This is a genomic window from Proteus mirabilis ATCC 29906, assembly GCF_000160755.1.
Lineage (GTDB): Bacteria > Pseudomonadota > Gammaproteobacteria > Enterobacterales > Enterobacteriaceae > Proteus > Proteus mirabilis.
In genome coordinates this window covers 1,276,706-1,295,096 of the sequence record NZ_GG668576.1, presented here as the reverse complement: position 1 = coordinate 1,295,096, position 18,391 = coordinate 1,276,706, and the positions used below count along the sequence as shown (strand labels likewise).

Below are 18,391 nucleotides of genomic sequence, written 5' to 3'. Positions count from 1 at the left end.
AACTTACTCCTTATCCGCAAGACGACGTTGGCTTCTTATTTTCATTGCTCGCCAAATAAGAAGAGAAATAAGCACAATACCGACAATGGCAGCTAACCCCAGCCAAATAGGGTGTGAAGCAAAAACATACCAAACCTCTTCCCACCAAGGTAAATAACCGACGAAATAGGTATCACCAACACGTAAACTATGGACACCAGATTCTCTGACTAATACCACAGAGCCATGCATTGCATCACGTTTACCACTATCACTTATCGCTTCATTTAATAATCGATAACCTTGGGGACTATCGGCTAATAGCGCCACGACACTACGCTGTGAAAAGAACGGAGATTGAAAACCAATAATAGTGCCGAGTGATCCGGTTGATGTTAAAGATGTTCTGCTATCTGGACGCTTATCTAGATCTTGATAATTGGTATGACTAAAAATGGTGATTTCACGTGATGGCAGTGTAATTTCGCTACGTGCTTTATCAATCAAGACATTCATCTGTTTATCATTATTGAGTGCTGGGGGAATTGTCCCGATTAATAATAAATCAGCTTCTTGTTTTGATAATTCCTCTAATGATGCAGTTAAAGAGACATTTAACGCGGGATAGCCAGTTTGTGCACCAATATTACCTAATGATATCAATAACGTTGTTAATTGCTCAGGTGAAGGGGATTGGTTGACATAAATAAGGGTTTCTGACAAATCGGCATAACGGCTAAATGGGAACCCAGCATGACTATAAACACGCAAATCAGGTAGAGCAATATAGTGGCGATAGTTACCAGTAAAATTAAAGCTTGATAATTCATCTAATGCTACCGTGTTAGGGACTGGGTGATAAGTAATACATTGATCAACGGAGCCTCCGGGGATCGGATTTGTATAGTCAAAAGAGAAACGGATCTGATTACGTTCACCTAATTTTACCGCGGGGATATTGAGGAGATTTTTGTTTTCGATCCAACCTTGAATTAACGGTAGATAAGCCACAATAAAGTTCTCTTTTTTATCTCTCTCTAAAGGGTAGGCTTTGATAAAGTGATCGTTGACTGAAATCGACATACGAGAATCATCTTGAAATGCCGGAGCGGTATAACGATAACGCAATTGCATCTGTAGTCCTGTATTATTAAACATAAATAAATCAGGAGGTAAGGTCATATTGAGTGTGATGGGAGCAGGCTCTAGTCCACGAGATTGCAACTGACCTTGATAATCTTGCAAGGTATTAAAGTAGATTGGTTTATTTAATTGTACCCACTTAGGTGCATCATAAGGCTCACGTGGTGCCAATAGATTGACATCATTAATGGTGACGGTATCCCCTCTAAAAATAACTTGTCCCCGGGCAATACCATTGACGGCGGTAATTAAGTCATTGTCATCGCGACCCATTACTAACAGCAGTTTTACATAAGGATCCGTTGGGTGTGAGACTAATTCAATGGTGGGAGCATTGACATTGGCATGTGTATTAAGAAAGTCGGGGCGCTGTTTATTAGTGGCAAATACAATGCTGTGTTGATTGGGCAACTGATTGTAATACACAGGATAGTGTTGCTGGCGCCAATCGACTTGTGTACCAAACCAAGAAGCGAGTATTCCCGCCGCTTTTTGTTGGGTAAGATTAGGGGATTGGCTAAACACCATAGGTAAGGTAAAAGTACCAAAATCGCGACTATCAAAGAAAGGCTCGGGGAAATTGGCTAATTCGTTACTCAATTTCAATGATTGATAGGTGAGATGCAGTTGGCTATTTTTGCTGATATCAAGCCATAAGGTGGTATTGGCTTGGTTTTCACAAATTTCTCGGTAATGGCCGATAAAAGTAAATTTTAAATGATTAAAATCTTGAATAAACCGTGGATCGAGCGGTAATGTAATGTGGTTTTTATGGCCGAGATCTTCTTTTTTCAGGGGGATCACGCCCATGATTTCATCATTTAAATAGATATTAAGATGTGATTCTATAGGCAGTAATGAAGGCGAGGGGGTAAACTCTAGATCTAATATTGCCTGTGAAACATATTCATCACTACGAACACCAAATTCTAGATAACCATCAGGGCTAGCGCCTTGTAATTTTAGAGCACCATAAGTAGGTGCTGTTGTTGCAAATAGTCGTGTTTCTTGGCGAGATGGGATTATCTGATCCGGTGATGTTAAAGTGACTTTCTCTTCTTCAACCTTTATGAAAGGTTGTTCCGTTATAACCGCTGGCACTTCTTTTTCGTCATCACTATAAGCTAAACCGGAAAGCATAAGTAAGGCGAATAGTAGAAAATATTTTTTCATTATTATTACCCATAGATCTTATTGTTCATTAATAAATTCCCAAAAAGCTGAGTTTTACCGTTAAGATTAATGAAATATTTGTGAAACATTGACACGTCGTGGAAGTAGCGATAATAGCCACAATAAACACTGCCCTAATAAACGAAATAAGAGGTAAACAAGATACGGGGCGCGTTTAAGTAAGGTGTTATAGCCCCGCATACTGATATAAATGATATTTCTTAAACTATTCAGTGGATTATCGGCAGGGAGAGCGTGTTGCCAATTAGCCCAAGTGTCGGCTCGTTCAAAAGTACAGGCGGTAAAATCAATGGATTTTTGTGTATCCATATTAAGCAGTTGTAAGCCAATAATGCGATTATCAATCCGTAAAATACGTGCTTCAAAAGCATATTCACGTTGATTTTGTTTGAGAATAACGGTGATCTCTTGGTGACAAGATAAGGGAACTGTAAAATTATCTGGTAATACAATGGCACAGCCATTATCAGAGAAGTCATTGAGCTGACAAGAATAAAGCGAACCGTCTTGGAGTAATAGCATTGCGGGTACTCTTAGACGTACCCGTGGGAACTGTCGCTCTTGCTTTGCTTCTACAGAAACAGCAATGGCAACACCTAGTAATACTAAGTTATAGCATACCCAAACTAAGCACATGAGTACGGCTAACCTTTCATCGGGATCGCCTGTTGCGATACGCCAGAAAGCAAATAGAATTCCTAGCAAATTAAGATTAAGAAACAGAATATAGGGGCGATTAATTTGCCAATCGACAAAACTTTTCTTCATGATTGCCCCTTTCTCTGTGACATTAAATTTACCTTTATAAGGTGAGAATAGGGTGCTTAATACGGGACGAGTGGTGTACCAAGCTAAAATCGTTTCATAAATTTCTCCCCAAAATGAGTGGCGATAAGGACCTTGTAATTTGGTCGCGGCTAACCAAATGTGTAATAAATAAGGCACGACATACAAAGCGATAGCGATGGCGGGTGCGTAAATAATATAGGCATGAAAGATAAGGAACGTTAGTGGTGCTAATAAGAAGATCATCCTTGGTATGCCTGATAAAAAGTGCAACATGGCATTGAGGTAACAAAAGCGCTGTGGCAGTGTCAGCCCTTTGCCAAAGAGTGGATTATCTAAACGAAATATTTGTATCATTCCTTTTGCCCAACGTATGCGTTGGCCAATATGTGCTGAAAGTGATCCTGTTGCTAATCCTGCGGCAAGAGGGATACGAATATAAGCAGAAGTCCAACCATGGCGATGTAAGCGTAATGAGGTATGTGCGTCTTCGGTCACAGTTTCAACTGCCAGCCCGCCAATTTCATCCAAAGCACAACGACGTAATACAGCACAGGAGCCACAGAAAAAAGCCGCATTCCAAGTATCATTACCATCTTGCACTAATCCATAAAAAAGCGTGCCTTCATTCGGTGTTTCGCGGAAATTGCCTAAATTACGTTCAAAGGGATCAGGAGAGAAAAAATGGTGTGGTGTTTGTACCAATGCCATTTTTTCGTCTTTTAGGAACCAGCCCATAGTAAATTGTAAGAATGAGCGTGTCGGAATATGGTCACAGTCAAAAATAGCCACATATTCTCCGCAGGCTTTGCTCAATGCATGGTTGATATTACCGGCTTTGGCAAAATCATGTTTTTCGCGAGTGATATACCGAATACCAATTTCTTTAGCAAAAGCCGCAAACTCAGGGCGAGAGCCATCATCTAATAAATAGATAGTTAATTTATCTTTAGGCCAATCAATGTTTAAACAGGCATAAAGTGTTGGTTTTACAACTTGTAGCGCTTCGTTATATGTGGGAATAAAAATATCGACAGTAGGCCATTGTGTTGTATCTTGAGGCATTGAAATAGGTTGTCGATGGAGTGGCCAAATACATTGCATAAAACTAAGAAATAACACAATCCATGCATAGGTTTCAGCCAGTAATAGTAAGATCCCAAAGAAAAGGCTCAGATTATCCACCCAGTAGAGTGTGTATTGATAGCGCCACCAAATATATCGGCAAGCAATAGTCAGCGATAAAATAATAATGGTAATAGAAGACAGTCGGCCAGGGATATCGCGGATAGCTAAGGCTATCAGCCAAATCACGAGAACAAAAACAAATTGTAGTTTTAAATCAAAAGGTTGAGTAATACTTAATAAGATAATAAAAATGGCAAAAACAGCAACGAGCGATAATAGAGCGTATTGCCATAGTGGCGTGTTTGTTTTCTTATGATGGATCATATCTCGCGCAACAGGAGATAAGCGAGCAAAGAGATTTTGATAATACTGTCTAATATAGACAATAAATTGAATCGGTTTTTTCACCAAGGTGAGCATCAAATAATGGCAAATAAGCCAAATACTTTGTAATAAGTATCGGATCGGATCGCATAATTTAGGGCGACGCGGATTAATATGAGGAAATAGTTGTTGTTGTTTTTGTGCTATTTTCTGCCAAAAAGGGGATTCCATACGCAAAAAGAGCCACATTAATACCCAGAAAAGCTCATTCACGATAGCCGCACTGAATGAAGCCCCATTATGACGATAAAATTTGTAATAACGGGTTAAGATATGCGGCTGCACAGTAGCCTGTTGCCTTATCGAGCGGGACGCTTTTTTCTCTGGATAATCGATGGTTGACATTGTGGCTATCCTTTTTTGCTTAACAATAAAGGCAAACACCATTGTAGAAGTTGATTAATTTCTTCAACTAACATGCAATTAGCGCGGTAATCATATAAAGGTAAGCGTGAAGCACAGGCTTCTAATAATGCTTCATCGCGATGAAGTTTTATTGGGCAGAAAGGAAACTGACTGGTTTGCCAAAATTGATAAAAATCTTGATGGATTTGGCTAGTGGCACAAAATTGATTCACCAGAATATACTCATTGGCAGCAAAGGTATGTTGGTTAAGCCGAATATGACAGTTACTTTCAGGTGTGGTAACGGTTAATACGATATTGGCTTTCGCAACCCATGATTTAAAAAGGGTATCGTGCTCTGGTTGTAAATCGAGAAAAATTAAAGTGTCTGGGTATTGTTGAGTAAAAGCGGTAAAAAAATGCTGTAGATGTTGGTTGGCAGTGGCAGATGCTTGCAAGTGCAATTTATCTTCTGAATTAACGACTCCAAAAGGTAAAATTTGATAACCGTTTTGATAATCACAAATCGCTTGTTCTATTGGGGTATGCGCGAGTAGTGCTTGTCCTAATGTGGTGACTTGTGATTTTTCTGGAAAATAGAAATGTAAGATATTATTCACACAGTTATCGATAACAATGACATTGTATTTATGGTGATGAAATTGGCGAGCCAGTGCAACGGTTATTGAGGTGGTTCCTACTCCACCTCTGAGCCCTTTTAATACAATTAGTGGCATAGTTTTTCTCATTTAGTTATTGAATTAAATGTGTTGAGTAATGGCCAACGATAAATAAGGCTATGTTGATTTTCTTCGTTATTAATATCTCTATAGTGATAGTTGTTTATTGAAAATAATTTCTTTAATTTATTTATGTCTTGGTTTGTACTCTCTTTTTCTCTTTTTATCTCCGAGCGAATAAATTTTTTATTTTCCATTTTTGAACCCTCATATAAAAATAAGTTCTTAACCTGTAATTTTATTTTTCTTAGTCAAAGAAGGGGTAAGTGTTAAATAAAATATTAATATTCTTTATTTAAGGATATGCCTTAAAAATAGTTATTTCAATTACGTATAAATACATAAATTAAATATGCGAATTTAAATTCCATTGGGAATAAATAATAACCCTCTTTGACAATGATAATATTCTCAATAAATTCATTTAAATAATAAATAAACCATTATTAGTCAAAAAAACTAAATATAAGATAATTGTAAATTACCTATTTATAACAAATTCTAAGATAGTCTTTTTTAGATGATCAAAAAAGATTTGATTTTTATCAAGTAAAATACCATTAAATTAGTTAAATCATCTGTTTGTTATTGTTTTTATTTTGTTTTTTAGCTTTATGTTCTTGTAGTGTTTGTTTTGTAATGTATTTGTTAATTTAACCGTTCTATTTGTGATTATTTTGTTTGGTTTTGGATATAAGAAAATAAGATAACTCTGTGTTGCTATTTATTTTTTAAAATAACAACACAACTATAAAATTTATGTCTATTATATAAATATAAAGTGGCGTTTTGTTTATTAATCAACTTAATTATTTTTAAGTTGATTGCTTATATTTATTTGTCAGTAATTTATTTTTATGTACTCTTTCTTTTTGCATATAAGTAGTTTTACTAATTAATGGGGGAATATTCTATTAAGAATTAACTTTATAGTTATTTATAAAAATAAGAAGTATAAAAAGGCAAATATGAATATTCATATCAATGTCGGATATTATATAGATACGAATAAGTAGGTAATTAAAATGAACAAGACTAAAACAACTCGGTTCAGTTTTTTACATTACTGGCATGGGTTGGGCGCCTGGAATTTTTATTTTTTGCTAAAGTTTGTTTTGCTTTGGTATGGTTATTTAAAATTTGATGCATTTAGCAATTTACTCTTTCTAGCATTTTTATTATTTCCATTACCGAAAACATTTTGGCATAAATTACGTAATTGGATAGCGATCCCTATAGGGGTTATGCTTTTCTACCACGACACTTGGCTACCTAGTTTTTCAACGGTATTAGAACAAGGAGGGCAGTTAAAAAATTTTTCATTCTCTTACCTCATTGAATTAGCTGTTAATTTTATTAACTTAAAGATGATCGGGGTGGCATTTATTTTACTGGTAGGGTATCTCTTTATTGAACAGTGGGTAAGAGTGTCGGTGTTTATTATCGCGGGTGTAGTGTGGCTTAATATTAGTGGTTTTACCCATTTTTCAGGCGCTATGGTTTCTGCTGTTTCTGCCAATAGCTTTACTCAGCAAACCAACACATCTATCGATCAGCCACAACCGCAAAATACAGAAATATTATCGACAGCGCAGACTAGAGCGCAAAATAATAACGTACTGAGTTCACCTTACCCGCCACAAAAACAGCCAGCTAATAACAAAGTGTTAGATGAATGGCTTGCTCAGTTTTATCGTTACGAAAATAAACGCAGCACACCGGCTCCCGCTCAGCTCTCTTCTCATGCACAACCCTTTGATATTTTAATTATTAATATTTGTTCACTCTCTACCGCTGATGCGGCAGCCGTCGGATTACAGCAACATCCTATTTGGGGTAACTTTGATGTGTTATTTAATCGCTTTAATAGTGTTGCTTCTTATAGTGGTCCCGCTTCATTACGTTTATTAAGAGCCAGTTGTGGGCAAACACAACACGCTGATTTGTATGATCCTGCCGATATGCAATGCTTATTGATGGATAATCTGGCTGCTTTAGGTTTTGAGAAGAAATTGGTGCTCGATCATAATGGCGAGTTTGGTCATTATCTTCAAGAAATTAGGGAGTTAGGTAATCTTAATGTGCCGTTGCAAGATCAAAGCGGACTCTCTCATCAAATTACCGCTTTTGATGGCTCTAAAATCTATAACGATAAAGAGACCTTAGAGCGTTGGTTAAAAGCACGAGAAAAATCAGATGAAAAACGGACGGTGACCTTTGTCAATTTAGTGTCACTTCATGATGGTAATAGGTTCGTTGGCGAAAATACAACGGCTGATTATGGCAAAAGAGCCTCAGCACTACTTGATAACTTAAATGCTTTTATTAATACCCTTGATAAACGTGGCAGAAGAGTGATGGTAGTGATTGTTCCTGAACATGGAGCCGCATTACAAGGTGATATAACTCAGATGTCTGGTTTGCGAGATATTCCAAGCCAAAGTATTACTACGGTTCCTGTCGGTATTCGTTTTACTGGACTTAAAAATCAACGTTTACCTCATACGCCTATGATGATCGATAAACCAAGCAGTTATTTAGCGTTATCCGATTTTATTCTCCGTAATGTGAATGGCGATATCTTTAATCAATCCACCATAGATTGGAATGCTTTAACCCGTGAATTACCACAAACCGCGACAGTATCAGAAAATCAAAATACCATTGTGGTTGATTATCAAGGGAAATCTTATATCAAATTAAATGAAGGAGAGTGGATAGACTACCCTGATTGATTTGTTTATTTCATCATCACTCCCTGTTCTCTTACTGACTTTGAGTTCCCCGTTAATATTGCGGGGTTTTTTTATGGTTAACAAACAGATAAATTTCAGGAATAAAAAAACCACACCTAAAAGATGTGGTTTAATGAGTTTGCTATGAAACAAGGGAAATTTATTTTAAACCCGCAGCTTCACGTAAAATCTCAGCTTTATCTGTTGCTTCCCAAGGGAATTCAGCACGACCAAAATGACCGTATGCTGCTGTTTTTTGGTAGATCGGATGCAGTAAATCCAGCATTTGAATTAAGCCATAAGGGCGTAAATCAAAGAACTCACGTACTAATAAGATCAGTTGTGAGGTAGGGATTTTTTCAGTACCAAATGTTTCGACCATAATAGATGTTGGCTCTGCAACACCAATAGCGTAAGACACTTGAATTTCACAGCGATCTGCTAAGCCCGCAGCAACAATATTTTTTGCAACATAACGTGCAGCATAAGCCGCAGAACGGTCAACTTTGGAAGGATCTTTACCAGAGAATGCCCCACCGCCGTGGCGTGCCATACCACCATAAGTATCAACAATGATCTTACGACCTGTTAATCCACAGTCGCCCATTGGGCCACCGATAACAAAACGACCTGTTGGGTTAATGAAATATTTGGTTTGTTCATTTAACCATTCTGTTGGCAGAATAGGTTTAATGATCTCTTCCATTACCGCTTCATGTAAGTCTTTTTGTGAAATATCTTCAGCATGCTGAGTTGATAAAACCACGGCATCAATACCAACAATGTTGTTATTGTCGTATTGGAAAGTGATCTGGCTTTTAGCATCTGGACGTAACCATGGTAGTGTGCCATTTTTACGTACTTGAGCTTGGCGCTGGACTAAGCGGTGAGCATAAGTAATAGGCGCTGGCATCAGAACGTCAGTTTCATTAGTGGCATAACCAAACATTAAGCCTTGGTCACCGGCACCTTGTTCAAGAGGATCTGCGCGGTCAACACCTTGGTTGATATCTGGGGATTGTTTACCAATCGCACTGATAACGGCGCAGGAATTAGCATCAAAGCCCATATCTGAACTGGTATAACCGATTTCACGTACTGTTTTACGTGTGATCTCTTCGATATCAACCCAAGCTTTGGTGGTAATTTCTCCGCCTACCATCACCATGCCTGTTTTAACGTAAGTTTCACAGGCAACACGTGCTTTTGGATCTTGTTCTAAAATTGCATCCAATACGGCATCAGAAATTTGATCCGCAATTTTGTCTGGATGACCTTCTGATACTGATTCAGAAGTAAAAAGGTGTGTAGTCATTATATCTCGTTACCTTAATACAGATGGTCTAAGGATGGATGTTTTAACATCTAGACGTCCATTTTAGGACTGTTTTCTCTTTAATTCCAGCTTTTTTTAATCAAATATAGGGATAAACTCGCATCCAATAGTTGATATCATTTTTTGTGTGACACAATTTTTCAAGTGAGCAAAAAGAAAAATAATAAAAAAAAGCGATTTATCTATTTTGTTTTTGCATTTTGATTCAACTACAGGTATAACCTCGCCGTTACTGTGAAAACTGAATCACAGTGTAAACCGCAGGATTGCTGATCCTGTTTCTCTGTTAGGGAAATGGCTTATAAGGTTAAGCCATGTGTGGAGTGAATGGGTAATGATCCATTGTCTACTGGTTATTCTTTTCAAAAACCAAAACAGTACTCGCCAATACTATACCCGTAGTATGTCTAGAGTGATTTCCTCTTTGAGCTCTTTTTCTTTAGAGCGAAGTTGTCTGTTACTTGCCAATAGGTGATTGTGTTAACTATTAGTCGGTTAACTTCATCGCTTTCTACTACTATATCCTGCGTTAGGCTGGATAATCATACAAAAATATATAGTGAGTCATTACTTCTAACTGTTATTTATCGGTCATTTCAGCTAGCCATGAAATTATTGACTACTATAGTGACAGGCAAGGTATAAACTCATACTCCCTAAGGAGAATGTCATGAATGATAACATCGCTCGTAAGATGCAACAGACTTATAACATCACATATTGGGGGGGAGGATACTACTGCGCGAATAATCGCGGCAATATTAGTGTTTGCCCAAATCCTGATGTGCCTGAAGCAACGCTGGATTTAACAGAATTAGTTAAGCAAGTACAAGAAGAGCATTCACATTTACGCCTTCCTGCGCTGTTTTGTTTTCCACAAATTTTACAGCACCGTTTGCGCTCAATTAATGCCGCTTTTCATCGTGCACGTGAGTCTTATGGCTACAAAGGGGATTACTTTTTAGTTTATCCAATTAAAGTCAATCAACAGCGTCGTGTGATTGAATCGCTAATTAATGCTGGAGAGCCATTAGGATTAGAAGCTGGCTCTAAAGCTGAATTAATGGCAGTGCTTGCTCATGCCAACATGACCAGTTCGGTGATTGTTTGTAATGGTTACAAAGATCGCGAATATATTCGTTTAGCCCTTACAGGGGAAAAGCTCGGTCATAAAGTGTTCTTGGTCATTGAAAAAATGTCTGAGATAAAAATGGTACTTGAAGAAGCCGAACGTTTAGAAGTGATCCCCCGCTTAGGGGTTCGTGCTCGCCTTGCTTCTCAAGGCTCCGGTAAATGGCAAGCCAGTGGGGGTGAAAAATCAAAATTCGGCCTTGCTGCAACACAAGTACTACAACTGATTGATACGCTACGCCAAGCTGGTCGTTTAGATAGTTTGCAGTTATTGCATTTTCACCTTGGATCACAGATGGCTAATATCCGTGATATTGCGACAGGTGTGCGTGAATCAGCCCGTTTTTATGTTGAGCTACATAAGTTAGGGGTCAATATTCAGTATTTTGATGTTGGTGGTGGCTTGGGCGTTGATTATGAAGGTACGCGCTCACAATCTGATTGCTCTGTTAACTATGGCCTTAATGAATACGCTAATAACGTGATTTGGGCGATTGGTGATGCTTGTGATGAAAATGAATTACCTCATCCAACCGTTATTACAGAATCAGGTCGAGCATTAACTGCGCATCATACGGTGCTTATTTCCAATGTTATTGGTGTTGAACGTAACGAATTTACTGCAATCACGCCACCGGCCGAAGATGCTCCAAGACCTATCGCAAGCCTTTGGGAAACATGGGAAGAGATGCAAACCAAAGGGAATAGCCGTTCATTACGTGAATGGCTACATGATAGCCAATTAGATTTACATGATGTCCATACTCAATATGTACACGGTATGTTAAGTCTGACAGAGCGTGCATGGGCGGAAGAGTTATATCTGAATATCTGTCGTCATATTCAATATGATTTAGATCCAAGTAATCGAGCCCATCGCCCGATTATTGATGAACTGCAAGAGCGTATGTCAGATAAGTTCTATGTCAACTTTTCACTGTTCCAGTCATTGCCTGATGCTTGGGGAATTGATCAATTATTCCCTGTATTACCAATTGAAGGTTTAGATAAACCGCTCGATCGGCGTGCAGTATTGCTAGATATCACTTGTGATTCAGATGGTATTATCGATCATTATGTCGATGGTGATGGGGTCGAAACCACGATGCCAATGCCAGCTTATGATCCTGAATATCCACCAATGATTGGCTTCTTTATGGTGGGGGCGTATCAGGAAATCCTTGGAAATATGCATAACTTATTTGGTGATACAGCTGCTGTTGATGTTTATCTTGATGAGAAAGGCAATCTTACTTATCAGTTGAGTGAAGAGGGTGATACCGTTGCGGATATGCTTCAATATGTAAAACTTAATCCTGCGGTATTGTTGGAGCGCTTCCGTACTCAAGTGAAAAATGCACAGTTAGATAAAGCACTCCAAGAGCAGTTCCTAACTGAATTTGAAAGTGGCTTATACGGTTATACCTATCTGGAAGAAGAGGAGTAATGCTTACTTCCTAATGCAGAGTGGTGTTGATACATCACTCTTTATCTATCATATTGATTTATATGTTGCTTGTTAAAATAAGTAACAGAGGTAATGGCATGAAAAATTGTACGTTAGGTAATGAGACTGATAATTCTTTGATCTCAAATGCATTTGGTTTTTTACGTTTTCCACTGAATTTTCAACCTTATAGCAGTGATGCTGATTGGGTGATCACTGGGGTGCCTTTTGATATGGCAACTTCAGGTCGTGCAGGTACTCGCCATGGGCCCGGCGCTATTCGCCAGATTTCGACTAACTTAGCGTGGGAAGGACATCGCTGGCCTTGGCACTTCGATATGCGTGAACGCCTCAAAGTTGTTGATTGTGGTGATTTAGTATTTAACTTCGGTGATGCGCAAGATATGAGTGATAAGCTACAAGCTCATACGGAAAAATTGCTAGCAGCAGGTAAAAGATGTTTAACCTTTGGTGGTGATCACTTTGTGACATTACCTCTATTACGTGCTCACGCTAAACACTTTGGCAAAATGGCTTTGGTGCATTTTGATGCTCATACCGATACTTATGCTAATGGCAGTAAGTTTGATCACGGTACGATGTTCTATCATGCTCCTAATGAAGGTTTGATTGATCCACAGCATTCAGTGCAAATTGGTATTCGTACCGAGCATGACACTAATAACGGCTTTACTGTCTTGGATGCTGCACAAGTTAATGATCGTGGGGTTGATGATTTAGTCGCGCAAATTAAAGAGATTGTGGGTTCACTTCCTGTTTATTTGACTTTTGATATTGATTGCCTTGATCCCGCATTTGCACCGGGTACAGGAACACCGGTTGTGGGTGGATTAACCACGGATAAGGCGCTGAAAATGCTGCGTGCTCTACAGCCGTTAAATATTGTAGGCATGGATTTAGTTGAAGTATCGCCAGCGTATGATCAATCAGATATTACTGCCCTTGCCGGAGCAACCATTGCACTTGATATGCTATATCTGCAAGCGGCTAAAAAATAATTACTTTTTTGTCATAAATAATGTCAAGGCAATATCTATTTAGATATTGCCTTATTTTTATCCATTAAATGAATGAGTTAAGCATTTTTTGCTAACTATAAAGTTAATGAGTAAAAAAGATCATCTGCTCTTTTGCAACAGATGATGGCCTTTTGGTAACTTGTTATTCTAAATGATAATTATTTTCACTATATTCTATTCTACTTATTGTGTTTACTAGTGAATGATCATTTCTTTGTCACATCGCACTTTAATTGCTACTGTTAAATTATTAATAAAGTTCTTTTTTGGAAGAGCTTTTTCATCTGTAAATATTCAGGAGAAAGACAATGGCTTTGAATGGTAAAGTAATTTTAGTTACAGGTGCTGCTCAGGGAATTGGTCGTGGTATCGCATTACGTCTTGCTAAAGAGGGTGCCGATATTGCTCTGGTTGACTTAAAAGCAGATAAATTATCCGATGTAGCAAAAGAAATTGAAGCGTTAGGGCGTAAAGTAACGACCTTTGCTGCAGATATTAGCAACCGTGATGAAGTCTTTGCGGCAGTTGAACATGCTGAAAAAACCTTAGGCGGTTTTGATGTTATGATCAATAACGCAGGTATTGCACAGGTGAAACCTCTTGCAGATGTGACCCCGGAAGATATGGATCGGATCTTCAAAATTAACGTTAATGGTGTGATGTGGGGTATTCAGGCCGCTTCTGAGAAATTTAAAGCATTAGGCCATAAAGGGAAGATTATTAATGCATCTTCTATTGCTGGGCACGATGGTTTTGCCATGTTAGGGGTTTATTCTGCCACTAAATTTGCAGTACGTGCATTAACACAAGCGGCAGCTAAAGAGTATGCAAGCGCAGGCATCACTGTTAATGCTTATTGCCCGGGCATTGTTGGCACTGATATGTGGGTTGAGATTGACGAGCGTTTTGCTGAAATTACTGGAGCACCAAAAGGTGAGACCTATAAAAAATATGTGGACGGTATTGCTCTAGGTCGTGCTCAAACTCCTGATGACGTAGCTGCGTTAGTTTCCTTCTTGGCAAGTGATGATTCCGACTATATTACGGGCCAAGCTATCTTAACCGATGGCGGTATTGTCTATCGTTAATTATTGATTACTTAATCATAATTGTTATTTGTGCCCCGAGTTATTCACTAAGATAACTCGGGGCATTTTTTTATGATATGTGTACGAAAAATATTTCCTCTTTGATTTTTGTCTGTTATAAGTTACATTTTTAGTGTGATTTATAAGCAACAATTAGGACTTTGGCAATAAGGAAAGCAAATGCCATATAAAATAGTGCGTTATCAGGACAGAAACCAAAAAGTACCCTATCGAGAGTGGATACAAAAGCTTAGGAAACGAGATCCTCAAGCGGCTGCTAAAATTGAAGTACAAGTAACTCGAGCATGTTATGGTAACTTCGCCGATCATAAATTTGTTCGTGATGGAGTCTGGGCTTTACGAATAAACTTCGGGCAGGGATATCGGGTTTATTATTCAATAGAAAATGAATTTATTATTCTTTTACTTGTTGGAGGGAATAAAAGTACTCAACAAGCAGATATTGATAAAGCAGTGAACTATCTTGAAGATTATCATGTAAGGATGAAAAATGACCAATAAAATAGATGTAGTAAAAAGAAAAACTGTTCCTGCATATCTTGACCATGATTTAGAGATGATAAATGAACTACGAGAAGATCCTGATTATGCTGAGGTGTATTTGCAAACGGCGTTAGAAGGTATTTATGAGCCTGGGGGAATAGGTGCATTTTTAATTGCATTACGGCAAATTATTGAGGCTCATGGTGGAGTGGGCGTGATTGCGAAAAAATCAGGATTATCTCGACAACATATTTATCGAGCATTATCTGAAAATGGTAATCCAACACTGACAACATTGACAGAAATCACCAGAGCAGTAGGCGTTCGATTAGCATCAACTCACTGTGTTTAATAATTTACCAGCAAAAAATACGATGTGCCCCGAGTTATTCACTAAGATAACTCGGGGCATTTTGTTTACTGTAACGCATTAAAGTTGGAAATAACGAGCAATCAGTGGCGCTGTAAAGTTCTTTTTTAAATAAAAACCACGGGGAAGTGTCATGATGCGTTGTCCATTTTCACCAATGGCTTCGGTTAATGCCTTACTGTTAGCAGCCTTAGGGCGAATTTGTAATACTTGTCCGTGACGCGCAGTAATGCTTTCTACTTTTCCTAAGACAATCATATCCATTAACTCTTCCCAATCGTGACGCAGTAGCTCTTCTTCAAGATGATTGGGGCTCCAAAGTAGCGGGGAAGCGACTCTACGCTGTGCTAATGGGATCTCCCGTTCTCCCTCTACAGGTACCCATAATACTTTTGACAGCTTGCGTTTTACATGGCTATTCTCCCATGTGATCCCACTGTTTCCTGTAAGTGCGGCAACACAAACAAAGGTCGTTTCTAATGGCATACCAAAACGGTCGATAGGGATGGTTTTTAGCTCAACACCGATATGAGAAAAATCTTGTTCAGGTTTACTGCCGGCACTGGCACCTAAATAGTATTCCAATAGCATACCGACCCAACCTTTATCACGCTTTAAATTTTCAGGAATAGGAAGCTGTGCAAAAGCAGCGAGTTCACCGAAGGTATAACCAGCCAGCGCTTGTGCTCGTGCGAATAAAACGGATTCATTTTCAGGTGCTGCTGGTGGCGTAAACATAAATAACTGTCTTCCTGTACAATAAATAAACAGAAAAAAAGGATGATGGAAAATGTTTTTTCACTGATTTAAGTTAAAACATAATAGCATGATATATCATCATTTTTTTATGTGAATCGAGGTTTTAATAATAAATGATATAAGTTGTTCAGGGTTATCCTTAGATCATAAACAGGCTTTTGCACTAGGTTATCCACAGCTTTGTGGGATAACTCCGCAAAAGTGAGATCACTGTTCTGATTTACAGCCTTGACTTTTGCCGATATTCCCCAAAATCTGCCTATTTCGATTAACTAATCGGCACAACCTGTGGATAAAACCGACTGTGGTTGTTTTTCGTACAATTTAACCATTGGACTTTATTCATTGGTTTATCCAATCGTTGAAATAGGGATAAAAACTTATCTACTAATTTGAATTATAAGTGATATTTTAAAAAATGTTTCAACAGTCTGTAGGCTAATATAAAAACTATACCCTGATTATCTCACTCTTTTTCACATAGATATCCACAGAAAAAGTGAATAAATCCCCTAGGCCTTACTGTTGGTGTTTATAACTTTGCGGGTTTCTGTGAATTAACATAATTATAAGTGAAAACGCTATTTTAATGGGGGCGTTTCTAAATCAGGTATAAACCATGCCGATTTAAAATCAAACCAACCAAAGGTATTCATTTTTACACCGCGTATCGTACGTTGCCCTTGTAATTCAAGTAAATGGTGAAATAACGGGAAAAGCCAATTATTTTGTGTTAATTGGCGACACCACTCTTCAAGCGGTAATACTTTTTGACGCCATAAGGCTAGGGCATCTTCATAACGTTCACCCATGCACTGGTGAAATAGGGGCAGTTCATAAAGTGCTGCAAAAATAGAAAACTCGAGCGGTTTATAGAAATTGACGGTAGCTAACCAGATATCACTCTTTGCATCACCATAATACCACTGTTCATAATCAAGCACTTGAATGGATAATTCGATATCATAGTCAGATAAGATTTTTTTGATCAGTTCAGCAATAGTGCTGTATTCGTGGTGCTCTTTATACAGTGTAATGGTCAGTTTTGTGAGTGAAGCGGGTTTAGTATGCGGTGGGATCAGTTTGCTATGGTGCCAGTGTAACAATAAACCATAAGCAGGTGACCAATGGCGTTGATAAGAGGGCGCACAATGGGCCAACATATTCACCGGTGTTAATACACTACTAAGCCATTCGCGGATCTCAGGTTGTTGGCATTGTGTTGAACGACTATCGTAAAGTAAAAAATAACAGCCTTCCTCTTTGCGGCTTTCCAGTGAGTTGTTATGAGTATCATCATCGGTTAAATGAAGGGTAGAGCAAACCATTTTGTCTTTTAATTCAGGAACCACCCAAATATCGATGTTATCTAATAGTGCGCGTAAACCAAAATAGCTATCAAACGCTTTGATTTGCAGTTTATGTTGATCATTGCTCATCACTTGGTATGCCCCTGTGCCAATGGGGTGCTGAGAAAAATTAGCGAGAGTTCGCCATTCTTGGGGCAAGATCGCTGCTTGTGGGCTACCTAATAGGGTGGCAAATTGTTTATCCGGTACGGTTAAATAAATATCAATAACATAAGGTTGCGGTGAGGTTATTTTCTCAATATGTGCATAAAGTGGATTGCAGACTTTCATTCTCATTAAAGAGGTGCTGATATCCTCTATGGTTAATTCTCGTCCATGGTGAAAATAGATAGCAGGGCGTAAATAAAAGCGCCAATGTTGCTCGCTGAGCATCTGCCAGTGATGGGCTAATTCCGCTTCGACTTCCCCATTTTCCTCTTTTAAGTGAAGTAATGAATTAAATATTTGGCTCATTAAATGTAATTCAGAGCGCCGAAGCGGCGTACCGGGTAATAAATTACGAAAAGGGCGATAGTAAATTATTCGTAGACGTTGTTGGCTAGGGTGAAAGCTTTTTTCAATCTGTGAAAGCACCATTTGCCGTAACGAGTCTTTATCGCCCATCAGTGCAACGAGCTTTTCTATATCATTTTCTTCCAGTAATCGCTCTGCTCGGCTTTGTTGGATGTCAAAGGCGTTAGAATGAAAAGTCAGGGTGGATTTTTTTCCTCTTCCTACTTCTGCTTGCCAATCTATCCAACCAGTTTGATGCATTTTGTTTAGTAACGAACGCACATGGCGACGAGTGCAATGTAATGTTTCAGCAAGCTCTTGTAATGTGGTTTCAGTCTCTTTTCCCTCAAAAGCTTGCCATAAGCGAATAAATTGCAACTCTAAGCGGGGTGATGTCATAAAAGAGGAAATACCTTATTA

General features: G+C 38.5%; 13 protein-coding genes. 6 read left to right on the top strand and 7 right to left on the bottom strand.

All coding sequences use genetic code 11. The annotated features are described in order from the left end of the window. Positions 1-3: 3 nt before the first annotated feature. The 4 genes from bcsB to bcsR all read right to left on the bottom strand — a co-directional run bounded on the left by bcsB (position 4) and on the right by bcsR (position 5,896). Complete coding sequence (bcsB, locus tag HMPREF0693_RS05835) at positions 4-2,295, bottom strand: cellulose biosynthesis cyclic di-GMP-binding regulatory protein BcsB (protein WP_004244154.1); 2,292 nt, start codon at positions 2,293-2,295, stop codon at positions 4-6. A 66-nt stretch (positions 2,296-2,361) separates the two neighbouring features. Beyond that, the gene (gene bcsA / locus HMPREF0693_RS05830; protein ID WP_004244152.1) at positions 2,362-4,959 is read right to left on the bottom strand and encodes a UDP-forming cellulose synthase catalytic subunit; all 2,598 of its coding nucleotides are present in this window, start codon (positions 4,957-4,959) and stop codon (positions 2,362-2,364) included. Positions 4,960-4,964: 5 nt separating this feature from the next. Then, complete coding sequence (locus HMPREF0693_RS05825) at positions 4,965-5,696, bottom strand: cellulose synthase operon protein YhjQ/BcsQ (protein WP_017627923.1); 732 nt, start codon at positions 5,694-5,696, stop codon at positions 4,965-4,967. A gap of 8 nt (positions 5,697-5,704) precedes the next feature. Then, positions 5,705-5,896, bottom strand: coding sequence for a BcsR/BcsP family cellulose biosynthesis protein (bcsR, locus tag HMPREF0693_RS05820; RefSeq protein ID WP_004244150.1), 192 nt, complete (start codon positions 5,894-5,896; stop codon positions 5,705-5,707). Between the two features lie 828 nt (positions 5,897-6,724). Here bcsR and bcsG point away from each other — a divergent pair. Then, positions 6,725-8,434 carry a cellulose biosynthesis protein BcsG gene (bcsG, locus tag HMPREF0693_RS05815; protein ID WP_004244149.1) on the top strand — a complete coding sequence of 570 codons (1,710 nt, stop codon included), beginning with the start codon at positions 6,725-6,727 and terminating at the stop codon, positions 8,432-8,434. 160 nt (positions 8,435-8,594) lie between these two features. Here bcsG and metK read toward each other — a convergent pair whose 3' ends face one another. Beyond that, positions 8,595-9,749, bottom strand: a complete 1,155-nt coding sequence (metK, locus tag HMPREF0693_RS05810; RefSeq protein ID WP_004244148.1) for a methionine adenosyltransferase — start codon at positions 9,747-9,749, stop codon at positions 8,595-8,597. A 691-nt stretch (positions 9,750-10,440) separates the two neighbouring features. Between metK and speA the strand changes: the two genes are divergently transcribed. The 5 genes from speA (at position 10,441) to HMPREF0693_RS05785 (ending at position 15,332) form a co-directional block, all read left to right on the top strand. Then, complete coding sequence (speA, locus tag HMPREF0693_RS05805; RefSeq protein ID WP_004244147.1) at positions 10,441-12,348, top strand: biosynthetic arginine decarboxylase; 1,908 nt, start codon at positions 10,441-10,443, stop codon at positions 12,346-12,348. A gap of 98 nt (positions 12,349-12,446) precedes the next feature. After that, a complete protein-coding gene (speB, locus tag HMPREF0693_RS05800; protein WP_004248574.1) occupies positions 12,447-13,367 on the top strand; it encodes an agmatinase in 921 nt (306 codons plus the stop codon). Between the two features lie 329 nt (positions 13,368-13,696). Beyond that, on the top strand, positions 13,697-14,476 hold the full coding sequence (locus HMPREF0693_RS05795) for an acetoin reductase (RefSeq protein WP_004244145.1): 780 nt from the start codon (positions 13,697-13,699) through the stop codon (positions 14,474-14,476). A gap of 180 nt (positions 14,477-14,656) precedes the next feature. Beyond that, the gene (locus HMPREF0693_RS05790) at positions 14,657-14,998 is read left to right on the top strand and encodes a type II toxin-antitoxin system RelE/ParE family toxin (protein WP_004244144.1); all 342 of its coding nucleotides are present in this window, start codon (positions 14,657-14,659) and stop codon (positions 14,996-14,998) included. Then, entirely contained in the window at positions 14,988-15,332 is a 345-nt protein-coding gene (locus HMPREF0693_RS05785; protein ID WP_004244143.1) for a helix-turn-helix domain-containing transcriptional regulator, read from the top strand. Before HMPREF0693_RS05790 ends, HMPREF0693_RS05785 begins: the two co-directional genes overlap by 11 nt. A gap of 78 nt (positions 15,333-15,410) precedes the next feature. On the opposite strand, the gene mutH is transcribed toward HMPREF0693_RS05785, so the two are convergent. Together mutH and sgrR are read right to left on the bottom strand one after the other, a co-directional pair. Then, on the bottom strand, positions 15,411-16,088 hold the full coding sequence (mutH, locus tag HMPREF0693_RS05780; protein ID WP_004244142.1) for a DNA mismatch repair endonuclease MutH: 678 nt from the start codon (positions 16,086-16,088) through the stop codon (positions 15,411-15,413). Positions 16,089-16,690: 602 nt separating this feature from the next. Next, positions 16,691-18,370, bottom strand: a complete 1,680-nt coding sequence (gene sgrR / locus HMPREF0693_RS05775) for an HTH-type transcriptional regulator SgrR (RefSeq protein WP_004244141.1) — start codon at positions 18,368-18,370, stop codon at positions 16,691-16,693. Positions 18,371-18,391 lie beyond the last annotated feature (21 nt).